Consider the following 24,415-nt stretch of genomic DNA (forward strand, 5'->3'; position numbering starts at 1 on the left):
GACCCAGAGCCGGGCCCCGGACCCCCTGAAGGAGCAACGATGCAGCGTTCGACGACGACCGCTCTCAGCCTGGCCGCCGCGGCCGCGCTCGCCCTGTCCGCGTGCGGCAGCGGCGGGTCGGGCGGGGGTGGCGACCAGACGGCCGACGGCCCCGTGACCCTCACGCTCGCCGGCTGGAGCCTGGCGAGCACCCCGGAGTTCCAGACGCTCGCCGACGGGTTCCACGAGGAGCACCCGGACGTCACGGTCGAGGTGCTGGAGTACGACGCGACCAACTACGACACCCAGATGGTCGCGGACCTGTCCGCGGGCTCGGCCCCGGACCTGTACGTCCAGAAGAACCTGAAGAACTTCATCACGTACCAGGCCGGCGGCCAGCTGCTCGACGTGTCGGACGTCGCCGAGGGCCTGGACGACGACGTCAACGGCGTCGGCGCGTACGAGGTCGACGGCAAGACCTGGGCGATCCCGTACCGGCAGGACTCCTGGGTCCTCTACTACAACCAGGACCTGTTCGACGCGGCCGGGGTCGAGTACCCCGACGGGTCCTGGACCTGGGACGACTACGACGCCGCGGCCGAGCAGCTGACCGCCGCGCTCGGGGACCAGGGCGCGAAGGGGACCTACCAGCACTCGTGGCAGTCGACGGTCCAGGGCTTCGCGCTCGCGCAGACCGAGGGCGCCGACCTGCTGAGCGGCGACTACTCCTACCTGGAGCCGTTCTACGAGCGGGCGCTGGCCCTGCAGGACGCGGGCGCGCAGGAGTCGCTGGGCACCGTGACCACGAACTCGCTGACCTACCAGTCGCAGTTCGGCACCCAGAAGGCCGCGATGATGCCGATGGGCTCCTGGTACGTCGCGACGCTGATCGCCCAGCAGGCCAGCGGCGAGGCCGACGACTTCGCGTGGAGCTTCGCCCCGGCCCCGCAGCTCGACGACAGCACCACGGGCCTGGACAGCACCCCCGTGACGTTCGCCGACCCGACCGGCATCGGCATCAACCCGGCCATCGACGAGGACAAGATCCAGGCCGCGAAGGACTTCCTCGCGTACGCCGCCGGTGAGGCCGGCTCGACCGCGCTGACCGCCATCGGCATCACCCCGGCGACCGTGAACGACGCCGTCACCGACGCGTACTTCTCCCTCGAGGGCGTCCCGACGGACGACCTGGCGAAGTTCGCGTTCAGCACCCACGACGTGCACCCGGAGAACCCGGCGAACGCGTCGACCGCCGCGATCCAGAACATCCTCAACGACGCGCACACGGCGATCCTGTCCGGCAGCACGTCGGTCCGCGACGGCCTCGAGGAGGCCGGGAAGCGCGCCGCCTCCGAGGCGGGCGTGCAGTGACGTCGACGACCCCCGAGGTCGCCCGTCGGCCGGGGCGCACCGAGCGCCCCGGCCGGCGGCTGGCCCGCCGGAACGCGCTGATCGGCTGGAAGCTTCATCCTGCCGAACTTCGTCGGGTTCGGCGTGCTCACCCTCATCCCGGTGATCGCGCTGTTCTACCTGGCCTTCACCAGCTGGAACGCCTTCGGCACCGCGCCGTGGGTCGGGCTGGACAACTTCACGCGGATGATCGGCGACTCGTCGTTCTACACGTCGCTGACGAACACGCTGTACTACACGGCGCTGCACATCCCGCTCACCCTCGGCGCCGCCCTCGGGCTCGCCCTGCTGCTGAACAAGAAGCTGCGCGGCGTCGCGTTCTTCCGCACCGCGGCGTTCTTCCCGTACATCACGTCGATCGTCGCGATCGCCGTCGTCTGGAACATGCTGTTCAGCCCCGAGTACGGGCCGATCAACCAGCTGCTCACCGCCGTCGGGGTGGACAACCCGCCCGGGTGGACCACGTCGTCCGACTGGTCGATGCCCGCCGTCATCATCGTCGGCACCTGGCGCGAGATGGGCTACTACATGCTGCTGTTCCTCGCGGGGCTGCAGACCATCCCGCCGGAGCTCTACGAGGCCGCCCGGATGGACGGCGCCGGCCCGTGGCAGCGGTTCCGGAACGTCACCCTGCCGAGCCTGCGGCCGACGACGTTCCTCGTCACCGTGCTGCTCACCATCGGCAGCTTCAAGGTGTTCGACCTGATCCTCGTGATGACCAACGGCGGCCCGGGCCAGTCGACGCTCGTGCTGTCGCAGTTCATCTACCAGAAGGGCTTCGTCGAGAACCAGTTCGGCTACGCGTCCGCGGTCTCGATCGTCCTGTTCCTGATCTGCATCGCCGTCACGGTCGTGCAGTTCCTCGTCAACAAGCGGAGGGACGCCTGATGGCCACCACCCTCGACGCCGCGCCCGTGCGTCCCGCCGGTGCGCCGGCCCCGCTGCGCACCCCGCCCCGGCGGCCCGTCGGCACCGTCGGCAAGGTGCTCGGGTACGTCACGCTGATCGTCTGCGCGGCCGCGATCCTGCTGCCGTTCTACTGGATGGTGATGTCGTCGCTGAAGACGAACAACACCGTCTTCACGGTGCCCATCCAGTGGGTGCCGGAGGTGTTCCAGTGGCACAACTACGTGGACATCTTCACGCGGTCCGACATGACCACCTGGCTGAAGAACACGATGATCCTGTCGGTCACCGTGACCGTGCTCCAGGTGCTCACCGGCAGCTTCGCGGCGTACGGGTTCGCGAAGACGCGGTTCCGCGGCCGGGACCTGCTGTTCCTCACGTACATCGGCACCATCGCCGTGCCGTGGCAGGCGTACATGATCCCGCAGTTCGTGTTGCTGTCGAAGATGGGGCTGACCAACAGCCTCCTGGCGATCATCGCGCTGCAGGCGTTCGGGGCGTTCGGCGTGTTCCTGATGAAGCAGTTCTATGAGACCGTCCCCGAGGAGCTTCTCCGAGGCCGCCCGCATCGACGGCCTCACCGAGTACGGCATCTGGCGGCGGATCATGCTGCCGCTGTCCGTGCCCGCGCTGGCCTCGCTGACGCTGCTCACGTTCGTCAACACCTGGAACGACTACCTCGGGCCGCTGATCTACCTGCGCAGCCCCGACCTGTGGACGATCCAGCTGGGCCTGCGGACGTTCATCTCGCAGTACAACGCCGAGCACGCGCTCATCATGACCGGCTCCGTGCTGTCGGTGCTGCCGATCGCGATCATCTTCCTGCTCGGCCAGCGGTACTTCGTGCAGGGCATCGCGACGTCCGGGCTGAAGGGCTGAGGACGATGCGGCTGCGGATCTCCCACGACACCCTCGGCACCGTGCTCGGTGCCGTGCACCTGGGGCTGATGACCAACCTGCTGCTGGTCGTCGCGACGGCGCCGCTGATGGTGGTGCTGGTCGCCACGGACCTCACGCGGTCCTGGCCGCTGCTGGTGCTGCTCGCGCCGCTGGCGTTCCCGGCGCTGGTCGCCGCGGCGGCGGGGTTCGCGGACAGCGCCGACGGCGTCGTCCGCACGTTCGCCCGGGCCTGGCGCCGGGCGCTCGGCAAGGGCCTGCTGCTCGGCGTGCTGGTCACCGCGGTGCTCGCGGTGCTGGTCGTCGACGTCCGGTACCTGTTCGGGCACACCGCCGGCGCGGTCGCGATCCCCGTGCTGGTGACCCTCGGCGTGCTCGTGGCCGTGACCGCGGTGCACGCCGTCGTCGGCCTGGCCGAGCAGCCCGCCGCCCGCCTGCGGGACCTGCTGCGCTGGTCCGCGTACCTCGGGGTGCGGCGCTGGTACCTCAGCGCGGTGTCCCTGGTCGTGCTCGCGCTGCTCGGCGGCGTCGTGCTCTCCCGCCCCGCGATCGGCCTCGGGCTCGCCGCCGCCCCGCTGCTCTACGCCGTGTGGGGCAACACCCGGTTCGCCCTGCGCCCGGCGTTCGAGCCCGTCGCCGCCTGACCCCCGCACACCCCCGACCTGCTCTGGAGACACCCCCCATGACGACGACCGACGCCACGGCGTCCTCGACGCGCGCCGCAGCCGCCACCGCGCTGCGCACGGTCGACGCGAACATCGCGTCGTTCGGCACCCGCTACCCGGCCGACACCACCACCGACGACCGGTACCCGCTGCGCCCCGCCCGCGCCGACCTGCCCGACACCGCCCCCGGCGCGAACTACGGCTGGACGACGAGCTTCTGGCCCGGCCAGCTCTGGCTCGCCCACGAGCTCACCGGCGACGACCGCTACCGCGACGCCGCCCAGGCGCACGTCGCCTCGTACGCCCGGCGCGTGCACGGCGGGGTGGACCTCGACACCCACGACCTCGGGTTCCTCTACACGCTGTCCTGCGTCACCGCGTGGCGCCGGACCGGCTCGGCCGAGGCCCGGGACGCGGCGCTCGCCGCCGCGGACGCGCTGATGCTCCGGTTCCTCGAGCCCGCGGGGATCATCCAGGCGTGGGGCGACCTCGCCGACCCCGCGCAGCGCGGCCGCACGATCATCGACAGCCTGATGAACATGCCGCTGCTGCGCTGGGCGACCGCCGAGACCGGCGACCCCCGGTACGCGACCGCCGCCGACCGGCACACCGCGGCGCTGCGCGACCACATCCTGCGGGCCGACGACACGACGTTCCACACCTTCTACTGGGACGCCGTCACCGGGTCGCCGCTGCGCGGCGCGACGGAGCAGGGCTACTCCGACGGGTCCTGCTGGGCGCGCGGGCAGGCGTGGGGGATCTTCGGGTTCGCGCTCGCGGCCCGCGAGACGGGCGACGGCACGTTCCTCGACGCCGCGCTGCGGTGCGCCGACTACTTCCTCGCGCACCTGCCCGCCGACCACGTCGTCTACTGGGACCTGATCCTCACCGACGGGTCCGGCGCGGCCCGGGACTCGTCGTCGGCGGCCATCGCGGCGTGCGGCCTCGACGAGCTCGCGCGGCTGCTGCCCGGCGACGCCGGTGACCGGTACCGCGCGGCGGCCGCGTCGATGGTCGACTCCCTGGCCGCCGGGTACGCGCCCGCCGGCGGCGAGCCCGGCGACCCGCTGCTGCTGCACGGCGTCTACGACATGCCGAAGTCCGTCGGCGTCGACGAGGGCAACCTCTGGGGCGACTACTACTACCTGGAGGCGCTGACCCGGCGGCTCGTGCCGGGGTGGGAGTCTCCCTGGTGGGTGGCCCCGGCACCGGGCGCGGTGCGCTGATGCGGCTCGTGACGTTCGCCGGGCCCGGGGGTGCGCCGCGGCCGGGCGCGCTGGTCCCCGGCGGGGTGCTCGACCTGCGCGCGGCCGTCCCCGACGGCCCGGCGACGCTGGTCGACGCCCTGGACGCCGGTCCGGAGGTCCGCGCGGCCGTCGCCGACCCCGACCCCGCGCACGTCCGGCCCCGGGAGGCCGTCCGGCTGCTCGCCCCCGTGCGCCCCGGCTCGCTGCTCTGCGTCGGGTACAACTACCGCGGCCACACCGCGCAGGACGACCCCGAGCACCCCGACGTGTTCGCCAAGGCCACCTCGGCGGTGGTCGGGCCCGAGGACGACGTGCTGCTGCCCCGGGCCGGCACCGAGGTCGACTACGAGGCCGAGCTCGCGGTCGTCATCGGCCGCACCGCCCACGACGTCACCGAGGCCGACGCGCTCACCCACGTCGGCGGCTACACGGTGCTGAACGACGTCAGCGCCCGCGACTGGCAGCGCCGCAGCAGCCAGTGGGTGCTGAGCAAGTCCTTCGACACGTTCGCCCCGCTCGGCCCGGCGGTCGTCACCCCCGACGAGGTGCCCGACCCCCAGGACCTCACCGTCGAGGCCCGCGTCAACGGCTCGCTCACGCTGAGTGGATCCACCCGGGACCAGGTGTTCGGGGTCGCCCGCCTGGTCTCGTACGTCAGCCAGGTCGTCACGCTCCGGCCCGGCGACGTCATCGCCACCGGCACCCCGCAGAAGCTCCCGCACGTCCTCGACCGCGGACCCCGCTGGCTCCGGCCCGGCGACGTCGTCGAGATCACCGTCGGCGGCGTCGGCACCCTGCGCAACCGGGTGTCCGCCCCCACGTCCTCGTCCTCGCACTGAAGGAGAACCACCATGTCCGTCACCCGCCTCTGGAGCACCCACCCCGACGACGTCGGCGCCCTGTCCGGCCAGCAGCTCCGCGACCGGTTCGTGCTGTCCGGCCTGTTCACCCCCGGCACCGTCACCTGGGGCTACGCCCACGACGACCGGCTGCTGGTCGGCGGCGTCGCGCTCTCCGGTGAGTCCGTGGCCCTGACCGCGCCCGAGGAGATCGCCGCGGAGTTCCTGCTGGAGCGCCGGGAAGCTCGGCGTCGTCGGCCTCGCCGGGTCCGTCACGGTCACCGCCGACGGCGACCGCTGGGAGGTCGGCCCGCAGGACGTCCTCTACCTGCCGCTGGGCACCCGCGACATCGTGCTCGACGGCACCGGCACCGTGTACCTGGTGTCGGCGCCGGCCCACCGCCGCACCGTCGCCGCGCTCGCGTCGCGCGACGGCGTCGAGGCCCTGGTGCTGGGCTCCGCCGAGCAGTCGAACCACCGCACGATCCGCAAGTACGTCCACGCCGACGGGATCGAGTCCAACCAGCTCGTCCTCGGCATCACGACCCTCGAGGCCGGTTCCGTCTGGAACACCATGCCGCCGCACGTCCACGACCGGCGCACGGAGATCTACCTGTACGACGGCCTCGGCTCCGACGTGGCCGTGCACCTCATGGGCCGGCCCGACCAGACCCGGCAGCTGCTGCTGCACGACCGCGACGTGGTGGTCTCGCCCCCGTGGTCGATCCACTGCGCGTCGGCGACCGGGGCGTACTCGTTCGTGTGGGCGATGGCCGGGGAGAACATCGACTACACCGACGTCGTGTCGGTCGACCCGGCGGACCTGCGATGACCGGGGTGCTCGACCTGTTCCGGCTGGACGGGAAGGTCGCGGTGGTGACCGGCGGCGGCCGGGGCCTGGGTCGCGGCATCGCGACGGCGCTCGCCGAGGCGGGTGCCGACGTCGTCATCGTCGGCCAGACCCCGTCGCCCGAGGCCGTCGCCGACGTCGAGGCCACCGGCCGGCGGGCGTGGGAGGTCGTCACCGACCTGCTCGCCGCGACCCCCGCCGACCTGACCGCGCTCGTCACGGAGATCGTCGGGCTCGCGGGCCGCATCGACATCCTCGTGAACAACGCCGGGATCATCCGCCGGCAGCCCGCCCTGGAGTTCTCCGTCGAGAACTGGGAGGACGTCATCGACCTCAACCTGTCGACGGTGTTCTACCTGACGCAGGCCGTCGCCCGCGTCCTCGTCGAGCAGGGCGACGGCGGGAAGATCATCAACATCGCGTCGATGCTGTCGTTCCAGGGCGGGAAGATCGTGCCCTCCTACACCGCCTCCAAGAGCGCCGTCGCCGGGCTGACGAAGGCCCTCGCCAGCGAGTGGGCGGGACTCGGCATCAACGTCAACGCCATCGCCCCCGGGTACTTCGCGACGGACAACACCGCGCAGCTGCGGGCGGACGAGGGGCGGTCGGCGGAGATCCTCGGGCGGATCCCTGCCGGGCGGTGGGGGACGCCCGAGGACCTGCGGGGGGCTGCCGTGTTCCTCGCGTCGCCCGCCGCCGCGTACGTGCACGGTTCCGTCCTGGCCGTCGACGGGGGGTGGCTCACCCGCTGACCTCCGCGCCCGACGGGCGGTGCCGTGCAGACGGGATCCGGCACCGCCCCGGGACCCGTCGTACCCGGCCGCACCGGCCGGAGCTCGACCCGGCAGGGATCGGACCCCGGTTCGACGTCGAACCGCGGGCCGTCACCCTGGGCGCATGACGGAGCGCCTACGGTGAGCGGCGTGCGCTTCCTCACGAGACCCTGGTCGGCCGGTCCGCGCGTCGGTGGCGCAGGCCGGACGGCAGTGCTCCTGCTGGTCGCGGTCATCGGGCTGTCGGGCTGTGCGACCGGTCCGAGCGAGGACGAGCGCGAGGCCGCGTCGGACCTGGCGTGGCGGACGTCGGTCGGGACGGCGGAGCACGCGATCGGGGGGCTGCCGGCGTTGTTCCCGGAGGTCGAGTTCACGCGGAACGACTTCCCGGAGGACTTCGACCACTGGGTGGACTGCTCGTCGTCGTCTCCGGGGAGTGCGACCGACCCGACGGCGATCCAGTGGTTGTCGTTGCGGCAGGTGCTGGTCGATCCCCCGCGGGAGACGGAGACGTTCGGGCGGGCTCTGGTCGAGTCGTATGTCGCCGACGGGTGGACGATCGCAGACGAACGCGTGGCGGGCGACGCGGACGAGAGCTACGCCGTCGATCTCCAGCATGACGGGTACGTGCTCACGGTGGTCTCGGTGACGACCCCGGACGCGGGCCTGGCGCCGCTCGTGCGTGTGTCGACGGTCTCGCCGTGCGTCGACGCGCCCGAGCGGATGGGCGACTGGCAGTGGCGGCCCGGCCCCACGGCACCACCGGCCGCCGGCTGACCGCCGTTCGGGTGACCCGCGACGGCCGTCCGCGTGGTCGTCCACAGGTGCGGGTGACACCGGCGGACCCGTCGTGACCCGTGCGTTAACCTTCGACCGGTTCCGGGCCGCGTGCAGGTCCGGGCGGCGTCGCAGGGGGCGACACACGGATGCTGAGGCGGAGGACGACGTGGCCGGCGAGGTCGACTACCAGTACGAGGAGCTGCAGGGCAGCGTGAGCCGGTTGCTCACGATGCACGACGACGTGGCGACGCTCCGGTCCCAGCTCGAGGCGCGGGCGGCGGACGCCGCTCCGGGGTCGTGGCCCGACATCCCCGGCGTGCAGGTGTTCGCCGGGCGCTACTACCACGCGGTGTCCTCGGTCGGGGGCCGGATCGCGAGCATCGAGCAGTCGTTGGAGTCCGCGCGGCTCGCGCTCGCCGAGAGCATCCGCGCCATGCGGGACGTCGACGCCGCGCAGCAGGAGGCGCTCAACCGGATCGCGGCGCAGCTCGACGTGGTGCCGTCGGCGGTGCCCGTCAGCGCGGAGAAGCTCCGTGCGCAGGTCGATCTCGTGACCCGCGGACGCCGCCGGTCGCTGCGGTGGGTGCTCGCCGCGGCGGTCGCCCCCCTGATGGCGCTGGCACCGGGGGCAGCGCAGGCCGCGACCGACCCGTCCGACGGCGGGCTCTGGTACTACTCGGCGACCGGGCTGGAGCAGCTGCACCAGCGCTCGACGGGCGCGGGGATCACGATCGCCGTCATCGACACGTCCGTGAACCCGGCGGCCCCGGACCTGGTGGGCGCGGACGTCACCGTCCGGGAGCCCGCGTACTGTCCCGAGCCCGACGGGAGCCCGGGCGTCGCGATCTCGACCGCCGAGCGCGCGAGGCACGGGACTCACATCAGCGCGCTCATCGTGGGGACCGGAGCGGGTGCCGGTGGAGCGCCGGGCACGCGGGGGGTGGCCCCCGGCGCCCGGGTGGAGGTCTTCGCGCTGGGGACCCAGGAGGGCTTCGGCCCCTGCTCCCCGCCGGACTTCTCCCGGGCGTTCCAGGACGCGGTGGCGAGCGGCGCGGACATCATCAACGTCTCCGGGAAGCTACGAGTTCTCGGACCAGGACATGCTCGCTGCCTACCGTGCAGGCGTCATCGTCGTCGCGTCCGCCGGCAACGAGGGCATCGTGGACGGTTCGCCCGCGTCGTACAACGGCGTGGTGACGGTCGGCACGCTCGGGCCGGGGCTCGAGCTCGCGGAGGGGAGCCCGCTCGGCGGTGGGGTCGACGTGGTCGCACCCGGCGCGGAGATCCGTGGCATCGCCGGTGACTGGCAGCGGTACGGCGTCGCCACCGGTTCGTCGGACTCGGCGGCCTTCGTGTCCGGAGCACTGGCCCTGGCCTGGTCGCTGTACCCCGACGCGACCGCGAACCAGATCCAGCAGTCCCTGGTCCGCACCACCGACGGCACCGAGCACGAACCCGTCATCGCCGACCTCGCCTGGGGCTACGGCGCGGTGAACGTGCGCCAGTTGCTCGACAGCGACCCGCGCGCGTACCCCGACGTCAACCCGTTCGTCGACGACGACGAGGACGCCTACCCGTCGGTCGACGCCATCCGCGAGGCAGTCGGTGGAACGGGCCCAGGGGCATCCGCGGTGCCGACCCCCGACTCGCGCGGTGGCGACGCACCGTCGGAGAGCGAGCCGCAGGAGCCCTCTGAGGGCGACACCGTCCTTCCCGTGATCCTGGGCGTCGTCGCCGTGGTGCTCGTGCTCGGGGTCGTCACCGTCGTCCTCATCCGTCGGCGCACCGAGCCGGGACGCGAGCAGCCGGCCCGTTCCACCTCAGGAGGACACGATGGGTGAGTACGCGGCTCGGCTCGGGCGCACGCTCGACGCGGACCTGAGCGCCGTGCAGCGCCAGCACGACACGTTCGGCTCGGGTCACACGGCGACGGGTGAGGTCGCGGCTCACCTGCAGGACGTGTCCGCCGGCCTGGAGTACGTGATGCGCGGTGCGTCAGGCGCGGCCGCGCAGGCCACCCTGTCCTCGCTCTCGCAGGAGATCGCTCGCGTCTCGGGTCACCTCGGCACCCTGGCAGCCGCAGCGGAGCAGGCGAGGTCGGCGATCGCGGACGCGAAGGACGACTACCACTCGCTCCCGCGCGGGACGGTGACCCCCGCTGAGCGCCGGGAAGCCGATGCAGGCCGGGCTCTTCGAAGTGCCGGGTGCGGCCACGGGGCTGACACCCGAGATGCTCGCGGAGCAGCGGGAACGAGCCCGCGAGCGGGCCGCCTCCACCGCGCTCAACGCCCTGGACGGGCGGCTCGGCGCGATCGACCTGCTCCTGCACGGCGAGCAGGACGCGTTCCGCCTCGACGACGCCCCGGCCGGATCTGCACCATCGACGCGACGTGACGCCCCGACGTCGGGCGGCGGCACCTTCTCGGTGGTCGGGACCGGCGGCTCTCCATCCGGCTCGGTGGCAGGGATGACCTGGGGCCACGGCAGCAGCAGCGCTGTCGCCCCGACCTGGGACGGGCCGGTCGGCAACGGGGTCGGCCTGGTCGGCGGCAGTGGGTCCGGGTCCGACGCGGGCAGCGGCTCCGGCTCCGTCAGCTCCGGCTGGTCGGGTGGCGCGGGCAACGGCCTCGGCGGGCACGTCCCCGGTGGCGGCGACGGCAGCTCCGCGGATGGCGGGGTCGGCGGGTTCGTGCCCGGTGGTTCCGCCGCGGGACCGGGAGTGCCTGGCGCCGGCGGCCTCGGCGGTGCGGGCGGCGGCGCGGCGTCGGGCTTCGGCGGCCCAGGTCCCGGTGCGCTCACCGGCGGCTTCGCTGCTGGCGGTGCGGGGCTCGGAGCCGCGGGTCTGAGCAGGCTCGGCGCGGCGGGTGGCGCCGGAGCGGGCGGCGCCGCAGGGATGCGGTCGGGCAGCGCGGGCAGTGGGCTCGGGGTCGTCGGCGGCGCAGGCGGGCGCGGCATCAGTGGCGCCCCGGGGGCGGTCGGTAGGCCCGGTTCGGCGGTTGCCGGGTCGACCTCGGGGCTCGCCCCTGGTGCGCAGCCCGGTGCGTCGGGCGGGTCGGCGGCCGGTGCGCGTCCGACCGGTACCGGGACAGGCGCGCCGATGGGCGGCGGTGGTGCGGGCGCGGGGGGCTCGAAGCAGTCGCGTCGGCGCGGGTCCGGCGGTCTCCTGGCCCCGCGGATCGACGTCGAGGACGGTGCCGGCCGGCCCGACCTCGGCCCGGCGGCGGGTGCGGGCGGGCGCGACGCCCTGCCGGCCACGGCTCCTGCCCCGGTCGCCCACGACGACGAGTGGTGACCCCTGCCGTCGCCCGGCACTGCCGCCCTCGCGCCCTGCGCGCTTATCGAGGTAGGACCGCCGCGCCGAGGTAGGACCTCGTACGGCCCTGTCTCGGCTCCGGCGTCCTATCTCGACGGCGGGCGTGGCCGGAGCGTCAGGCGGCCGGCGGGCCCGTGCTCGCGCGCGGCGTCAGCACCGGAGCCGGCGCCACCACCACCGGCCCGACGTCCCGGCCCGCGACCACCTCGAGCAGCGTGTCCGCGACCAGCATCCCGAGCGCGTGCGTGTCGCGGCTCAGCGCCGTCAGCGCCGGGTGCACCAGCCGCGCGAGCTCGGAGTCGTCGAACGACACCACCGACAGGTCCTCCGGCACCCGCGCGCCGAGCGTCGACGCGACCCCGAGCCCGGCCAGCGCCGCGACGTCCGAGTCGTAGACGATCGCGGTCGGCGGGGCGTCAGCGCCCAGCAGGCGACGGGTCGCGGCGGCGCTCGCGGACTCCGAGTAGTCGGTCGCCTCGTGCCGGACCTCCAGGCCCAGCCGCTCCGAGGCGTCCCGCAGCGCGTCGACGCGCCGCACCGAGTGCTCGTAGTCGGGGATCCCGCCGACGTGTCCGACCCGCCGGTGCCCGAGGTCGGCCAGGTGCTCGGCGACCTGCGCCATCGCCGCGTAGTCGTCGACCCACACCGCCGGCAGCACGCCCGGGTCGCCGGTCCCGCCGAGGACCACCGCCGGCAGCCCGAGGTCCCGCAGCACGCCCGGGCGCGGGTCGTCGACCTCGAGGTCCACGACGACCAGCCCGTCGACCCGCTGCTCCGCCGCCCACCGGCGGTAGACCCCGACCTCCGCGGCGACGTCCTCGACGACCAGCAGGTGCAGCGCGACCACCTGCGTCGACAGGCGCGCCTGCAGGCCGGACAGCAGCTGCGCGAAGAACGGCTCCACCCCGAGCGTCCGCGCCGGGCGCGCGACCACCAGCCCGACGGTGTCCGACCGCATCCCGGTCAGCGCCCGGGCGGCGACGTTCGGGCGCCAGTTCAGGTCGGCGACGGCGTCCAGGATGCGGCGGCGCGTCTCCTCGCTGATGCCGGGGCGGTCGTTCAGCGCGAACGACACGGCGGTCGCGGAGACCCCGGCGGCCTTGGCGATGTCGGCGATCGTGGCGCGGGCAGGGGAGGCGGGGGTGCGACGTGCGCTCGCCATCGTGGGTGCCCTCCCGCCCGTGATCGTCCTGCGCGCGAGCCTACGGCCGCCGGCGACCGGCGGGGTCTGTCATCGCCCGTTCGGGTGGGTCGCTCCCGGCGGACCCCGTGGCGAGAGGTCACGACACGCGGGCGCCCGGCCTCCGAGCCCAGCGAGTCGTGACCTCTCGTGACCCGGGCCGGGTCGGGGCGGGGCGGGGCGGGGAGGGGTGCTCGTCAGGACCAGATCGGTCGCCGCGCCGCGGCCGCTGTCGCCCCGGTCGCCGCGAGCGCCAGCACCAGGGCGCCGAGGTGCAGCGCCACCGAGCCCGGCCCGGCCAGCACCGCGGGCTCGCACCGGGGCGCGTCGCACCCGAACAGCGCCTCCCGTCCGGGATCCGGCGCGAGGGCGGCGTGCACCAGCGCGGCGCCGGGCGACCGCCATCCCGCCAGCAGCGCGGGCAGCAGGACCTCCGCGAGCAGCACCTCGCCGAGCACCGCGAGGATCACGACCACCTCCGACCGCACCACGACCGCAGCGCCCGCCCCGACGAGCCCCGCGGTCAGCACCAGCAGGGTCCCGCGCAGCACCAGCCACGCGGTGCCGGCGACGTCCGCCCCGGCCGCCGACCCCCGCAACGTGGCGACCGCGAGCAGGAGCGCCGCGCCCGCTGCCAGCAGCACCGCCGCCCCTGTCGCCGCGAGGCCCGCCCAGGCGACCACCTGCCACGTCGCGGCAGCGGCCCGCGCTCGCCACCGGGGGAACAGCACGCCGACCGCGCGGCTGCGCCAGTCGCCGCCGGTGAGCACCGCCCCGCCGAGCAGGGCCAGCAGCGCCAGCCCGAGCGCGACGGCGGCGAGGTCGTAGGGCGCCTGCACCGCGAACAGGTACCGGGGCTCGGCGTACGTCGCTGCCGGGTCGACGGCCGACCCCGTCGCGGCGGCGAGCTCCGCCGCGGCGACCTCCGCCCGGGACACCGCAGCGCCGACGTCGCCGGAGCTCGACAGGAACCGACCGAGCGGCAGGACGAGGACGACCGCCAGCGCGAGCCACCCGACCACCGCGGTCACGCGCCGGCCGAGGACGAGGCGCAGCACCGCGCCCGGCACGGCACCCCCCGCGCTCATCGGCGTCGACCCCGCCGAGCCCGACGCCCCGGCGCGGTCTGCGGGGCGGACGCGTACCGGTCGTAGACGCGAGCGAACAGGCCGCGCTCGACCGTCGACTCCCGGACGTCGAGCCCGCGCAGCACCAGCAGCGCGTCCGTCAGCCCCACCTCGGGTCCGACGCGCAGCCCGCGCGGGGTCGCCGTGCTCGCGAGCCCCGCGGCGGCGAGCAGGCTGACCGCGCGGGTGTCGTCGGTGGTGCGCAGCACGTGTCCCGCGGGCGCGACCGTCGCCGCGACGGCGTCGACCGGGCCGGTGACGGTCACCCGGCCGTCCCGCAGGCACGTCACCTCGTCGCAGACCAGCTCGAGCTGCGACAGGTCGTGCGAGCAGATCATCACCGTCCGCCCCTCGGTGCGCAGCCCGACGACGAGGTCGAGCAGCCCGGCGACGCCCTGCGGGTCGAGGCCGGTCGTCGGCTCGTCCAGCACGAGGGTCGGCGCGTCGTCCACCAGCGCCGCGGCGATGCCGACCCGCTGCGCCATGCCCGTCGACAGCGCCGCGCTGGGGCGGTCCAGGAAGCCTGCGACGCCGGTGCGCTCCGCCACGGCTGCCACGTCGGCCCGGGACCGGCCCCGCACCCGGCGCCGGTACTCGAGGACCTGTGCGGCGGTCGTCTCCCGGGGCAGGCGGGAGTGCGCGAACAGCACCGCGGGCTCGTCGGCCTGCACCACCCGGCCGCGCGACGTCGCCACGACCCCGCACATCGCCCGCAGCAGCGTCGTCTTGCCCGCGCCGTTGTGCCCGAGCAGGGCGTGCACCGCGCCCGAGCGGACCGCGAAGCTCGCGTCCCGCACGATCTCGCGCCGGAGCCGGGAGACGGTGACGCTCTCGAACGTGACGGCGCGCGTGCTCACAGCGCCTCGGAGACGGCGCAGACCACCGGGGTCTGCGCGCCCGACCACTCCGTGTCCGAGATGACGGCGATCTGGAGCAGACCCGTCTCAGGGATGCTGCGGTCGCGCGCGTAGTCGGTCACCGCTCCCGTGCAGGCCGCCGACGCGTACCCGTGGACGACCTGCTCGGCAGGCCTCTCGGCGGGGGCGTCGGTGCCGACGGTCGTCACCTGCTGCACGGGGACGCTCCCCGCGACGTCGCAGGGCGCCACCGCGACGAGGCCGTCCACTGCGCGGGTGTCGGCGATGCAGCTGTCCGCGGTCACCTCGCCGAAGGTGACGCGCTCGACGAGTGCGGGGTCGTCGACGCCGAGGGGCACCTCGGTGCCGCCGCCGCTCGCAGCACCGCAGCCGGCCACCGCGATGCCGAGGGTGACGCCGAGGATGACCGCTCGGCCTAGGCGCACGTCACCACTCCGAGGTAGGTGTCCCACGTGTCGCCGTCGTGCTGAGAGGTCATGGTGCGGACCGTCCGTTCTCTCGCGGATCACGCGCACGTTCGGCAGAGCGCGTGCCCCGCACGGTAGGTGGCGCTCCGCCGGCCTCAGCGTGGGGAGAGTCGACCTCGGGAGCGTTCTGGTTCCGCCCGGCGCCCCACGACCCGCTCCTCCGTACCCGCCCCGGGTCGTCTCCGTGACGAGAGGTCACGACACGCGGGCGCCGAGCGCCCGCGTCCAGCGAGTCGTGACCTCTCGTCGCCAGGGGCGGGGCGGGGCGGGGCGGGGCTGGGCGGGGCTGCTACTCACCCCGGGTCGCCGACGCTCCTGTTGAGTAGCGCCTAGGTGGTCGTCCGCGTGCCAGCGTGGCGTGGGTTCCGTCCGGGGCCCGCGGCCCCGGGACCGTCGGCGAGAGGTGCCCCGCGCGTGTTCCAGATCGGTGTGGTCGACGACCACCAGCAGGGCCGTGACCAGCTCACGTCCCACCTCCGGCGCTTCCAGCACGAGCGGGGCGTGGCGCTCGCGGTGCGGACGTGGCCGGACGGTGCGGACCTCGTCGAGGGGTACCGGCCGGACCTCGACGTGCTGTTCCTGGACGTCGAGATGCCCCGCACCGGCGGGTTCGAGGCGGCTCGTGCGGTGCGGGCGCTGGACCAGCGGGTGGCGATCGTGTTCGTGACGCGCATGGCGCAGCTCGCGATCCGGGGGTACGAGGTGGACGCCCTCAGCTACCTGGTGAAGCCGGTGCCGTACGGGGCGTTCGCGCAGGAGCTGGGCCGGGCGCTGCGGCGGGTGCGGCGGGCCCCGGCGGCGGACGTCCTGCTGCCGACCGCGCGGGGGATCGCGCGGGTGGACCCGGCGGACATCGTCTACGTGCGCAGCAGCCGGCACCGGATCACCGTGCACGCGGTGGGTCGGCAGTACGTGTTCTCGGGGACGTTGAAGGCGGTCGAGGAGCAGCTCGCCGGGCGCGGGTTCCTGCGCTGCAACACCAGCTTCCTGGTGAACCTGCGGCACGTGCACGCCATCCACCGGTCGAGCTGCCTGGTGCTCGGCGGCGACGAGCTGCCGATCAGCCGGGGGCGGCGCCGCGAGTTCCTCGAGGCGATGACGGACCAGGTCGGCGGCGGGGGCGTCCGCTGACCTTCCGTGCACGGAGTTCGACCGATCGTGCGCACCGGGGCGGCCGTGTCGGACCCCGTCGCTACTTTTGAGTAGCAGCCGCGGGACCCCCTGGTCCGCGGCGGCGATCGGTCCGTGAAGTGCGCGACGTGGCGCACGGACCGGCGACGCGTCCCCGCTCGGTCGGGCCGCCCGCCGGGGCAGCGGGCCGGGTCGGACGGCGACACGGGAGAGTCGATGACGACGACAGCAGGACGGACCCACGGCAGGTCGACGGGCACGCGGGCCACGGCGGCGCTCGCCGGCCTGGCGATGCTCGCGCTCGCGGGGTGCTCGGCGGGGTCACCCGAGGACGACGCGACGGCGGACGCGTTCACGACGCGGGAGGTGACCGACGGGACGACGACGTTCGTGGTCGTCGACAACCCCGGCGACGGCCCGCGCCTGTCGTACGGCGTCGACAGCGGCGTGGAGCTGCTGACCGAGGAGGTCGACGGCGTCGAGCAGGCGTTCAAGGACATGAACGCGAACGGCAGCCTCGACGTGTGGGAGGACTGGCGCGAGACCCCGCAGGTCCGGGCCGCGGCGCTCGCGGAGGACCTGTCGATCGAGCAGATCGCGGGCCTGATGCTGTTCAGCTCGCACGAGCGGTCGCCCGCGGACGGCCTGACACCGGCGCAGAAGACGTACCTCGAGGAGTCGCGCCTGCGGAACGTGCTGAACGCCGGCCCGAACGACGTCGACGCGAACGTCACCTGGTCGAACGCGATGCAGGCGCACGCCGAGTCGCTGGCCGACGAGGACGAGCCGTACGTCCCGGTGAACTTCAGCTCCGACCCGCGCTCGACGGCGGGGTCCGGCGGCTACAACTCCGAGGGCGACGACATCTCGCGCTGGCCCTCCAACCTGGGGCTCGCCGCGACGTTCGACGGCGACACCATGGACGCGTTCGCGACGATGAGCTCGGCGGAGTACCGGGCGCTGGGCATCGCGACCGCGCTCAGCCCGCAGATCGACCTGGCGACCGAGCCGCGCTGGCTGCGCGTCGACGGCACGTTCGGGGAGAACGTCGAGCTCACGACCGAGATGGCCGCGGCGTACGTGGACGGGTTCCAGAGCTCGACGGGCACCGACGGCTGGGGCCCGGAGTCCGTCAACGCGATGATCAAGCACTGGGCGGGCGACGGACCCGGCGAGGGCGGCCGGGAGTCGCACCGGAACTCCGGCAAGTACGGCGTCTACCCGGGCGACAACTTCGACGCGCACACGCGGGCGTTCCTCGGGTCGCTCGACTCCGCGGCGGTCATGTCGGCGTACTCGGTGGCGCTCGACGCGAACGGCGACGCGCTGTTCGAGGACCGCACCGGCGCCGCGTACGACACCACGCGGATGGGCCTGCTCCGCGAGGCCTACGACGGCGTGGTCGTCACCGACTGGGGCGTCACCGCCGGCGGCTCGACCGACCCGGACGCGACGTTCGGCATGTCGTGGGGCGTCGACGACCTGACGGTCGAGGAGCGGCACTACGCGATCCTGCGCACCGGGCACGACATGTTCGGCGGCAACAACGACGTCGAGCCGGTGCTCGCGGCGCACGCCCTGTGGCGGGCGGACTTCGAGGCCGGGCTGAACGACGTCGACGCGGACACCCGGTTCCGCCAGACCGGCACCCGGGTGCTCACGATGATGTTCCAGCCCGGCCTGTACGAGAACGCCTACCTCGACCTCGACGAGTCGCGGGCGGTCGTCGCCAGCGCGGACAAGGTCGACGCGGGGCTGCAGGCGCAGCGCGACTCGGTCGTGCTGCTCAAGAACGAGGCCGGCACCGTCGCGCCCACCGAGGACGCGCGGTGGGCCGACGCCACGGCGTACGTCCCGCGCTCGTACAGCACCGGGTTCGACGGGGTGTTCGGCCCGGCCGAGTACGTCGAGGGCCCGGGGCTGGACCTGGAGGTCGCCGAGCAGGTGTTCGGCACCGTCGTCACCGACGAGGCGGTCACCGACGCGGACGGCCGGGTCACCGGCTACACCGCCCCGGACCTCAGCGACGTGGACGTCGTCCTGGTCGGCATGAGCAGCCCGAACAACGGTGGCACGTTCACGTCGGCCGGCGAGGACACCGTGACCGGCGAGTGGTACCCGCTGTCGCTGCAGTACCGCCCGTACACCGCGGACGGCGAGCACGTCCGGCCGGTGTCCATCTCCGGTGACGTCGCCGCCGACGGCACCCGGGAGAACCGGTCGTACCTGGGCCGCACCTCGCGGATCGCCAACGAGGCCGACCTCGACGCGTTCGAGCGCGCCGTCGCCGCCGTCGAGGCCAGCGGCCGGGACATCCCGGTCATCACCGTCCTGAAGGCCAACAACCCGACGGTGCCGACCGAGTTCGAGGCCGCTTCCGACGCGATCGTCGTCGGGTTCGGCGTCGGCGACCGGGCGCTGATCGAGGTCGCGCTCGGCCTGCACGAGCCGCAGGGCCGGCTGCCGATCGGGTTCCCCGCGTCGATGGACGCCGTCGAGGCGCAGCTCGAGGACGTCGGCGAGGACACCGAGCCCTACGTCGACTCCGCCGGCCACGCGTACGCGTTCGGCTTCGGGCTCGACTTCTCCGGCCCGATCACGGGCTGACCCCCGCCGGCGGGCCGCGGGGCACGACCCCGAGGTCCGCCGGCACCACCGACCCCCAGCAGGACCAGAACCACGAGGAGCAGGCATGAGGACCACGGGTGTGCGGAAGAACAAGGTGCTCGGCGCGGCCGTCGGGCTGCTGATCGCGGTCACCGGCGCGGCGGCGCTGACCGCGTGCGGCGGAGGCGGCGACGGGTCCGGCGGTGCGTCGTCCGGCGCGTCCGACAGCACGACGGTGGACGTCGACGTCGCCGAGGACCTGCAGAATGCGCGGACGGCCGTGGCCGACGCGCTCGCCGAGGACGACAGCTGGGCGCAGATCATGCTGGCCAGCGACGTCGACGCGCCGACGGTGAAGTACGGCCTGCTGGTCGTGCCGTACACGTTCTCGGACGCGGCGTCCCGCGTGCAGGGCACGGTCACGATCACCGACGGCGCGTACACGATCGAGGCCGACTCGGCCGCCACCGACCGGACCTGGCAGATCGACCAGGACGGCGCCATCACCGAGGTCACGGGGTAACCGGCCCCGCCCTCGCCCGTCCCGATCCCGCACGCCAGCCCCAGGAGGACCGCAGTGAAGCGCCCGGCGCCGTCGAAGAACCCGATGTCGAACAAGAAGTACCTGCTCATCTGGGTGCCCGTGCTGGCCACGGTCACCGCGCTGACGGTCGTCGCGAACGTGGCGCTCGACGTCGCCGGCGGGTGGGTGGCGTCCCAGCTCGGGTCGGGCACCTACACGTTCACGAACGCGCCCGAGGCCGCCGGCTGGGACACCACGTACTCGGCGTCCCGGTACGGCAGCCTCGACGAGGTCGACGCCGCCGCGGAGGCGCTGGTCGAGGAGATCGCGGCCGGCGGCATCGTGCTCGCGAAGAACGCGGGCGGCGCGCTGCCGCTGGACGCCGGGGCGCGGGTGACCCTGCTGGGTCGCGCGGCCGCGGACCCGGTGTTCGGCGGCTCGGGCTCCGGGTCGGTGGACACCAACTCCGCGGTGACCGCCCGGGCCGGGCTGGAGAACGCCGGGTTCGCGGTCAACGGCACCGTGCTGGACGCCGTCGCGGCGTTCGCCGACCAGAACCCGCGCGGCTACATCGAGATGGACAACCCGGAGGCGTCGACCTACCTGGTCGGCGAGCTGCCGGTCGCGCAGTACGAGACGCACGCGGGCACGTTCGCGGACTACGGGGACGCGGCCGTCGTGCACATCGGCCGCCCCGGCGGCGAGGGCGGTGACCTCACCCAGGACATGACGGACTGGGACGAGAACGCCGTGCCCGGGCAGCACCAGCTGGAGCTCAACCAGGACGAGCGCGACCTCGTCGCCCTCGCGACCGCGCGCTTCGACACGGTGGTGGTCGTGGTCAACGCCTCCACCACGCTCGAGCTCGGCGACCTCCAGGACGACCCGGGCGTCGACGCGATCCTGCTCGCCGGCTCCCCGGGCGCGACCGGGCTGAACGCGCTGGGCAGCATCCTGTCCGGCGAGGTCAACCCGTCGGGCCGCACCGCGGACCTGTGGGCCGCCGACTTCACCGCGGACCCCACGTACCCGAACTTCGGCGACTTCGTCTACGAGAACGTCGAGGCGTCGTACCCGGTCTCGTCGCTGGAGACCGCCACGTCGAACGCGACCATCACGACCGACGCCCCGTTCGTGCACTACGCCGAGGGCCTCTACATCGGCTACCGCTACTACGAGACCGCCGCGGCCGAGGGGTTCCTCGACTACGACGAGGCGGTCGTCTACCCGTTCGGGCACGGCCTGAGCTACACGGACTTCGCCTGGCGGGTCGTCGACACGCGGTCCGGGGACGTGGACGGCACGATCGCCGTGACCGTCGAGGTCACCAACACCGGTGCCGTCGCCGGCCGGGACGTCGTCGAGCTGTACGTCTCCGCCCCCTACACGCCGGGCGGCATCGAGAAGGCCGAGGTCGTGCTCGGCGACTTCGCCAAGACCGGCGTCATCCCGCCCGGCGGCAGCGAGACCGTCACGCTCGAGCTCGCCGTCGAGGACATGGCGTCCTACGACCACCAGGAGCACCGCGCCTACGTGCTCGAGGCCGGTGACTACGCGCTGACCGTGCGCACCGACTCGCACACGGTCGCGTCGGGCACCGAGCCGATCACCTACACGGTGGACGTCGACGTCGTCTACGCGGGCGACGACCACCGGGCGAGCGACCGCGCGCCGGTCACCAACCAGTTCGACGACGTCTCCGCCGCGTTCGCCGCGGAGGCCGCCGGGGGCACCGTCCGGCCGATGTCCCGCGCGGACTTCGCGGGGACGTTCCCGACCGCGCCCACCCCGGAGCAGCACGTCGCGTCGCCGGAGGTCGTCGCGGGCTTCGCCGCCTGGGACGACGCCGCGGCGGCGGGGGAGTTCGACGGCGACGCGCCCACCACCGACGCCCGGTCGGAGATCGCGCTCATCGACCTGCGCGGCGCCCCCAAGGACGACCCGCGCTGGGACGACCTGCTCGACTCCCTGTCCGTCGGCGACATGACGGACATGCTGCTCAACGGCGCGTACCAGACCGCCGCGATCGGCTCGATCGCCAAGCCGCAGACCGTCGAGCCCGACGGCCCCGCCGGGTTCTCGTCGTTCATCAACTCGTCCATCAACGGCGTCGCCTACCCGTCCGAGGTGCTGATCGCGCAGACCTGGGACGCCGACCTCGGTGCCGCGATGGGCCGGACTCTCGGCGAGGAGGCCCTGCACAAGGGCATCAACGGCTGGTACGCCCCCGCGGTGAACCTGCACCGCTCCCCGTTCGGCGGCCGGAACTTCGAGTACTACTCCGAGGACCCGGTGCTCTCCGGCGTGCTCGCCACCGCCGTCGCGAACGGTGCCGCGGAGAAGGGCGTCTACACGTTCCTCAAGCACTTCGCGCTCAACGAGCAGGAGACCAACCGGGTCAACAACGGCGTCGCCACCTGGGCGACCGAGCAGACCATCCGCGAGCTCTACCTCAAGCCGTTCGAGATGGTCGTCAAGGGCGTGAGCGCCGACGTCCGCTACCTCGCCGACGACGAGGGCACCCTCGCGGAGACCACCGTCGGCGCCGGCGGCGTGATGAGCTCGTTCAACCGGATCGGCGCGACCTGGGCGGGTGGCTCCGAGGCCCTGATGACCACGGTGCTCCGCGAGGAGTGGGGCTTCGAGGGCTTCGCGATCTCCGACTTCAACCTGTACCCGTACATGAACCCGAACCAGGGGGTCAGCGCCGGGACCGACCTCACGCTGACGTTCCAGCCGTCGAAGTCGTTCAGCGACACCACGTCGCCCAAGGCGGTGGCGGACATCCGGCAGGCCACGCACAACATCCTGTTCACGGTCGTCAACTCCAACGCGATGAACGGCCTCGCCCCCGGGGCGACCGTCGACTACACGCCGCCGACCTGGGTCGTCGCGCAGATCGTCGGCACCGCCGTCATCGGGCTGCTGGTGCTCGGCGGGACGGTGCTGGTGGTCCGGCGGGTGCGCCGCGTCCGGTCGACCGGGGCCTGAGGACGTGCTCGCCCGGATCGCCGAGGCCTGGGGGCGGTTCGCCGCCCGCCGGCCCAGCACCGCGCAGTTCGTGGTGTTCCTCGTGGTCAGCAACGGCATCACCGTGCTGCAGCTCGCGCTCATGCCGGCGCTGCGCTGGGTGTTCGCCGGGACGTCCCTGGTCTCGACCACGTTCCAGGTCTGGTCCGTCGGCACCAACCCCGACGGCACGCCGTACTACGTGTTCGACTACGCCGCCGGGGCCCTCCCCGGCGGCGGGGGCGGCCTGGCGTACTTCCTCGCCGTGCAGATCACGCTGCTCATCGCGCAGGTGATCAACTTCTTCGCCCAGCGCCGGATCACGTTCCGGTCGAACTCGTCGGTGCTCCGCGCGGCGTGCTGGTACGCCATCGCGTACGTCGTCATCACGCTGGTCGCCGCCGCGCTGCAGGGCGTCTACAAGGCGCCCGTGTACGCGCTGTTCATCGACACCTGGGGGCTCGGTGCCACCGGCGAGACCCTCGCGGACTTCGCGACGATGATCGTGAACGCGGCGGTGTCGTTCTGGGTGTTCTTCCCGATCTTCAAGGTGATCTTCCGGGTGGTGCCGGAGGAGGTGGGGGCGGAGTGAGGACCGGGTCGTCTTCCTCGAAGGGGGGTTCGCGTGTCAGTCCGAACCGCTACTGTCGATCCGTCAGCCACGATCGCGCGCAGCGAGAAGGAGGTGCTCCGGTGACCACGGCGATGCAGATCGCGAACTGGATGTTCGCCCGGGCGGCCGCCTCCGGTGTCCGCAACATGAGCAACATGAAGCTCAACAAGATGCTGTACTTCGCTCAAGCGCACCACCTCGCCGCCACCGGTACCGCACTGTTCGACGACGACGTCGAGGCGTGGGACCACGGGCCGGTCGTCTACGACGTGTACTCCCGGTTCAGCCGGTTCAAGAGCGACCCGATCCAGATGGACGACGTCCCGGCGGCGCCGGAGCTGGGCGAGGTCGCCGAGGACGTGCTGTCGCAGGTGTGGGCCATCTACGCGGACAAGACGGCCTCCCAGCTGCGGGCCATGTCGCACGACGACCCGCCCTACGTCGACCACTACACGGGCACGCACCGCACCGTGATGCCGGTGAAGGAGATCCGCGACTACTACCACCGGGGCGCGCCCGCCGGGGAGCACGTCATCTCGGCGCACGTCGACTACGTCGACGAGCAGGACGTCGCGGCGCTCGACCGTGCGTCGACACCTGAGGCCGTCGCGAAGGCCGTGGCCTACCTCCTCGCATGACCGACACCATGCGCACCGGCGTCTCGTCGGCGTGCCCGTGGGAGGCGTGCGTCCCGTGGGACGACGGCGTCGGCATGGAGGCGTTCGACTCCGGACTCGCCTCCGCGAACGTGTGGCTCACGAAGGCGGGGGCCGCGCACCGGACGGGCAGGGTCCGCACCCACGTCCTCGTGCGCGGCGCAGCCTGCTGCGGGTTCTTCTCGATGCGGCAGATCACCGTCCGCGGCGCCTCGGAGGAGAAGGACGAGGTGGCGAGTCACCTGGTGTGGGTCGCGCTGGACGTCTCCCACCACGGCGCGAGACTCGGCAAGCGACTCGTGCTGGAGTCGCTCGCCGCGTCGGTGCGGATCGCCGATCAGAGCCCGTTCCGCTACATCGTCCTCGACGTGGCCGTGGACGCCTCCGCGCATGTCCGCGCGATGTACACCCGGATGGGTTTCGTCGAGGCCGGCGCGGGTTCGCCGCGGCTGCGGATGAAGGTCTCGACGGCGCGCCGGCTCGTGGAGGCCGCGTGCGCGGCGGGACTGGTTCCCGTGACGTGGGCGCCAGCGGCGCCGCCGATCGGCGCCTGACGAGGGCGGGC

The 24,415-nt window shown here is 73.5% G+C and carries 22 protein-coding genes and 2 pseudogenes; 19 read left to right on the forward strand and 5 right to left on the reverse strand.

The window, feature by feature from the left end; translation table 11 throughout:
* The first annotated feature begins 39 nt into the window (after positions 1-39).
* Complete coding sequence (locus AC1VL8_RS07905) at positions 40-1,350, forward strand: extracellular solute-binding protein (RefSeq protein ID WP_483074781.1); 1,311 nt, start codon at positions 40-42, stop codon at positions 1,348-1,350.
* Positions 1,351-1,473: 123 nt separating this feature from the next.
* Positions 1,474-2,277, forward strand: coding sequence for a carbohydrate ABC transporter permease (locus AC1VL8_RS07910; protein ID WP_483074782.1), 804 nt, complete (start codon positions 1,474-1,476; stop codon positions 2,275-2,277).
* Between the two features lie 238 nt (positions 2,278-2,515).
* Here AC1VL8_RS07910 and AC1VL8_RS07915 read toward each other — a convergent pair whose 3' ends face one another.
* Complete coding sequence (locus tag AC1VL8_RS07915) at positions 2,516-2,755, reverse strand: hypothetical protein (protein WP_483074783.1); 240 nt, start codon at positions 2,753-2,755, stop codon at positions 2,516-2,518.
* A 68-nt stretch (positions 2,756-2,823) separates the two neighbouring features.
* Here AC1VL8_RS07915 and AC1VL8_RS07920 point away from each other — a divergent pair, with 68 nt between their 5' ends.
* From AC1VL8_RS07920 to AC1VL8_RS07965, 10 genes and pseudogenes are all read left to right on the forward strand, one after another.
* Positions 2,824-3,174 (forward strand): carbohydrate ABC transporter permease, encoded by a 351-nt coding sequence (locus tag AC1VL8_RS07920; protein ID WP_483074784.1) that lies wholly within the window; start codon positions 2,824-2,826, stop codon positions 3,172-3,174.
* 5 nt (positions 3,175-3,179) lie between these two features.
* On the forward strand, positions 3,180-3,836 hold the full coding sequence (locus AC1VL8_RS07925) for a ferredoxin-NADPH reductase (protein ID WP_483074785.1): 657 nt from the start codon (positions 3,180-3,182) through the stop codon (positions 3,834-3,836).
* A gap of 38 nt (positions 3,837-3,874) precedes the next feature.
* A complete protein-coding gene (locus AC1VL8_RS07930; protein WP_483074786.1) occupies positions 3,875-5,083 on the forward strand; it encodes a glycoside hydrolase family 88 protein in 1,209 nt (402 codons plus the stop codon).
* A complete protein-coding gene (locus tag AC1VL8_RS07935) occupies positions 5,083-5,943 on the forward strand; it encodes a fumarylacetoacetate hydrolase family protein (RefSeq protein WP_483074787.1) in 861 nt (286 codons plus the stop codon). Before AC1VL8_RS07930 ends, AC1VL8_RS07935 begins: the two co-directional genes overlap by 1 nt.
* A 307-nt stretch (positions 5,944-6,250) precedes the next feature.
* Positions 6,251-6,775, forward strand: a pseudogene (locus AC1VL8_RS07940) (5-deoxy-glucuronate isomerase); the annotation flags it as partial.
* A complete protein-coding gene (gene kduD / locus AC1VL8_RS07945; protein ID WP_483074788.1) occupies positions 6,772-7,545 on the forward strand; it encodes a 2-dehydro-3-deoxy-D-gluconate 5-dehydrogenase KduD in 774 nt (257 codons plus the stop codon). The pseudogene AC1VL8_RS07940 and the gene kduD, both read left to right, overlap by 4 nt.
* 234 nt (positions 7,546-7,779) lie before the next feature.
* Positions 7,780-8,343, forward strand: coding sequence for a hypothetical protein (locus AC1VL8_RS07950; RefSeq protein ID WP_483074789.1), 564 nt, complete (start codon positions 7,780-7,782; stop codon positions 8,341-8,343).
* A gap of 613 nt (positions 8,344-8,956) precedes the next feature.
* Positions 8,957-9,406: pseudogene (locus AC1VL8_RS07955) on the forward strand (S8 family serine peptidase); the annotation flags it as partial.
* A 40-nt stretch (positions 9,407-9,446) separates the two neighbouring features.
* The gene (locus tag AC1VL8_RS07960) at positions 9,447-10,187 is read left to right on the forward strand and encodes a S8 family serine peptidase (protein WP_483074790.1); all 741 of its coding nucleotides are present in this window, start codon (positions 9,447-9,449) and stop codon (positions 10,185-10,187) included.
* A gap of 335 nt (positions 10,188-10,522) precedes the next feature.
* Positions 10,523-11,638, forward strand: coding sequence for a hypothetical protein (locus AC1VL8_RS07965; RefSeq protein ID WP_483074791.1), 1,116 nt, complete (start codon positions 10,523-10,525; stop codon positions 11,636-11,638).
* A 136-nt stretch (positions 11,639-11,774) separates the two neighbouring features.
* On the opposite strand, the gene AC1VL8_RS07970 is transcribed toward AC1VL8_RS07965, so the two are convergent.
* The 4 genes from AC1VL8_RS07970 to AC1VL8_RS07985 all read right to left on the reverse strand — a co-directional run bounded on the left by AC1VL8_RS07970 (position 11,775) and on the right by AC1VL8_RS07985 (position 15,269).
* The gene (locus AC1VL8_RS07970) at positions 11,775-12,821 is read right to left on the reverse strand and encodes a LacI family DNA-binding transcriptional regulator (protein WP_483074792.1); all 1,047 of its coding nucleotides are present in this window, start codon (positions 12,819-12,821) and stop codon (positions 11,775-11,777) included.
* A gap of 215 nt (positions 12,822-13,036) precedes the next feature.
* Positions 13,037-13,927, reverse strand: coding sequence for a hypothetical protein (locus AC1VL8_RS07975; RefSeq protein WP_483074793.1), 891 nt, complete (start codon positions 13,925-13,927; stop codon positions 13,037-13,039).
* Positions 13,924-14,823 carry an ATP-binding cassette domain-containing protein gene (locus AC1VL8_RS07980; RefSeq protein WP_483074794.1) on the reverse strand — a complete coding sequence of 300 codons (900 nt, stop codon included), beginning with the start codon at positions 14,821-14,823 and terminating at the stop codon, positions 13,924-13,926. The genes AC1VL8_RS07975 and AC1VL8_RS07980 overlap by 4 nt, the downstream gene beginning before the upstream one ends.
* A complete protein-coding gene (locus tag AC1VL8_RS07985; protein WP_483074795.1) occupies positions 14,820-15,269 on the reverse strand; it encodes a hypothetical protein in 450 nt (149 codons plus the stop codon). The genes AC1VL8_RS07980 and AC1VL8_RS07985 overlap by 4 nt, the downstream gene beginning before the upstream one ends.
* Before the next feature lie 456 nt (positions 15,270-15,725).
* Between AC1VL8_RS07985 and AC1VL8_RS07990 the strand changes: the two genes are divergently transcribed.
* The 7 genes from AC1VL8_RS07990 to AC1VL8_RS08020 all read left to right on the forward strand — a co-directional run bounded on the left by AC1VL8_RS07990 (position 15,726) and on the right by AC1VL8_RS08020 (position 24,404).
* Positions 15,726-16,442 (forward strand): LytR/AlgR family response regulator transcription factor, encoded by a 717-nt coding sequence (locus tag AC1VL8_RS07990; RefSeq protein ID WP_483074796.1) that lies wholly within the window; start codon positions 15,726-15,728, stop codon positions 16,440-16,442.
* A gap of 216 nt (positions 16,443-16,658) precedes the next feature.
* Entirely contained in the window at positions 16,659-19,049 is a 2,391-nt protein-coding gene (locus tag AC1VL8_RS07995; RefSeq protein ID WP_483074797.1) for a glycoside hydrolase family 3 N-terminal domain-containing protein, read from the forward strand.
* Positions 19,050-19,134: 85 nt separating this feature from the next.
* Positions 19,135-19,572 (forward strand): hypothetical protein, encoded by a 438-nt coding sequence (locus AC1VL8_RS08000; RefSeq protein ID WP_483074798.1) that lies wholly within the window; start codon positions 19,135-19,137, stop codon positions 19,570-19,572.
* 54 nt (positions 19,573-19,626) lie between these two features.
* A complete protein-coding gene (locus AC1VL8_RS08005; protein ID WP_483074799.1) occupies positions 19,627-22,563 on the forward strand; it encodes a glycoside hydrolase family 3 C-terminal domain-containing protein in 2,937 nt (978 codons plus the stop codon).
* Positions 22,564-22,567: 4 nt separating this feature from the next.
* Positions 22,568-23,173, forward strand: coding sequence for a hypothetical protein (locus tag AC1VL8_RS08010; RefSeq protein ID WP_483074800.1), 606 nt, complete (start codon positions 22,568-22,570; stop codon positions 23,171-23,173).
* Positions 23,174-23,274: 101 nt separating this feature from the next.
* Positions 23,275-23,832, forward strand: coding sequence for a Panacea domain-containing protein (locus AC1VL8_RS08015; RefSeq protein WP_389225456.1), 558 nt, complete (start codon positions 23,275-23,277; stop codon positions 23,830-23,832).
* The gene (locus tag AC1VL8_RS08020) at positions 23,829-24,404 is read left to right on the forward strand and encodes a GNAT family N-acetyltransferase (RefSeq protein ID WP_483074801.1); all 576 of its coding nucleotides are present in this window, start codon (positions 23,829-23,831) and stop codon (positions 24,402-24,404) included. The genes AC1VL8_RS08015 and AC1VL8_RS08020 overlap by 4 nt, the downstream gene beginning before the upstream one ends.
* Positions 24,405-24,415: the final 11 nt, after the last annotated feature.

Source organism: Cellulomonas sp. KU4C (genome assembly GCF_056868065.1).

Excerpts from the sequence above, each read along its gene's own strand:
- AC1VL8_RS08020 (WP_483074801.1), top strand. The coding sequence starts at position 23,829 with ATGACCGACACCATGCGCACCGGCGTCTCGTCGGCGTGCCCGTGGGAG.
- AC1VL8_RS07930 (WP_483074786.1), top strand. The coding sequence starts at position 3,875 with ATGACGACGACCGACGCCACGGCGTCCTCGACGCGCGCCGCAGCCGCC.
- AC1VL8_RS07905 (WP_483074781.1), top strand. The coding sequence starts at position 40 with ATGCAGCGTTCGACGACGACCGCTCTCAGCCTGGCCGCCGCGGCCGCG.
- AC1VL8_RS07920 (WP_483074784.1), top strand. The coding sequence starts at position 2,824 with ATGAGACCGTCCCCGAGGAGCTTCTCCGAGGCCGCCCGCATCGACGGC.
- AC1VL8_RS07965 (WP_483074791.1), top strand. The coding sequence starts at position 10,523 with ATGCAGGCCGGGCTCTTCGAAGTGCCGGGTGCGGCCACGGGGCTGACA.
- AC1VL8_RS07925 (WP_483074785.1), top strand. The coding sequence starts at position 3,180 with ATGCGGCTGCGGATCTCCCACGACACCCTCGGCACCGTGCTCGGTGCC.
- AC1VL8_RS08000 (WP_483074798.1), top strand. The coding sequence starts at position 19,135 with ATGAGGACCACGGGTGTGCGGAAGAACAAGGTGCTCGGCGCGGCCGTC.
- AC1VL8_RS07970 (WP_483074792.1), bottom strand. The coding sequence starts at position 12,821 with ATGGCGAGCGCACGTCGCACCCCCGCCTCCCCTGCCCGCGCCACGATC.
- AC1VL8_RS07975 (WP_483074793.1), bottom strand. The coding sequence starts at position 13,927 with ATGAGCGCGGGGGGTGCCGTGCCGGGCGCGGTGCTGCGCCTCGTCCTC.
- AC1VL8_RS07960 (WP_483074790.1), top strand. The coding sequence starts at position 9,447 with ATGCTCGCTGCCTACCGTGCAGGCGTCATCGTCGTCGCGTCCGCCGGC.
- AC1VL8_RS07935 (WP_483074787.1), top strand. The coding sequence starts at position 5,083 with ATGCGGCTCGTGACGTTCGCCGGGCCCGGGGGTGCGCCGCGGCCGGGC.
- kduD (WP_483074788.1), top strand. The coding sequence starts at position 6,772 with ATGACCGGGGTGCTCGACCTGTTCCGGCTGGACGGGAAGGTCGCGGTG.
- AC1VL8_RS07995 (WP_483074797.1), top strand. The coding sequence starts at position 16,659 with ATGACGACGACAGCAGGACGGACCCACGGCAGGTCGACGGGCACGCGG.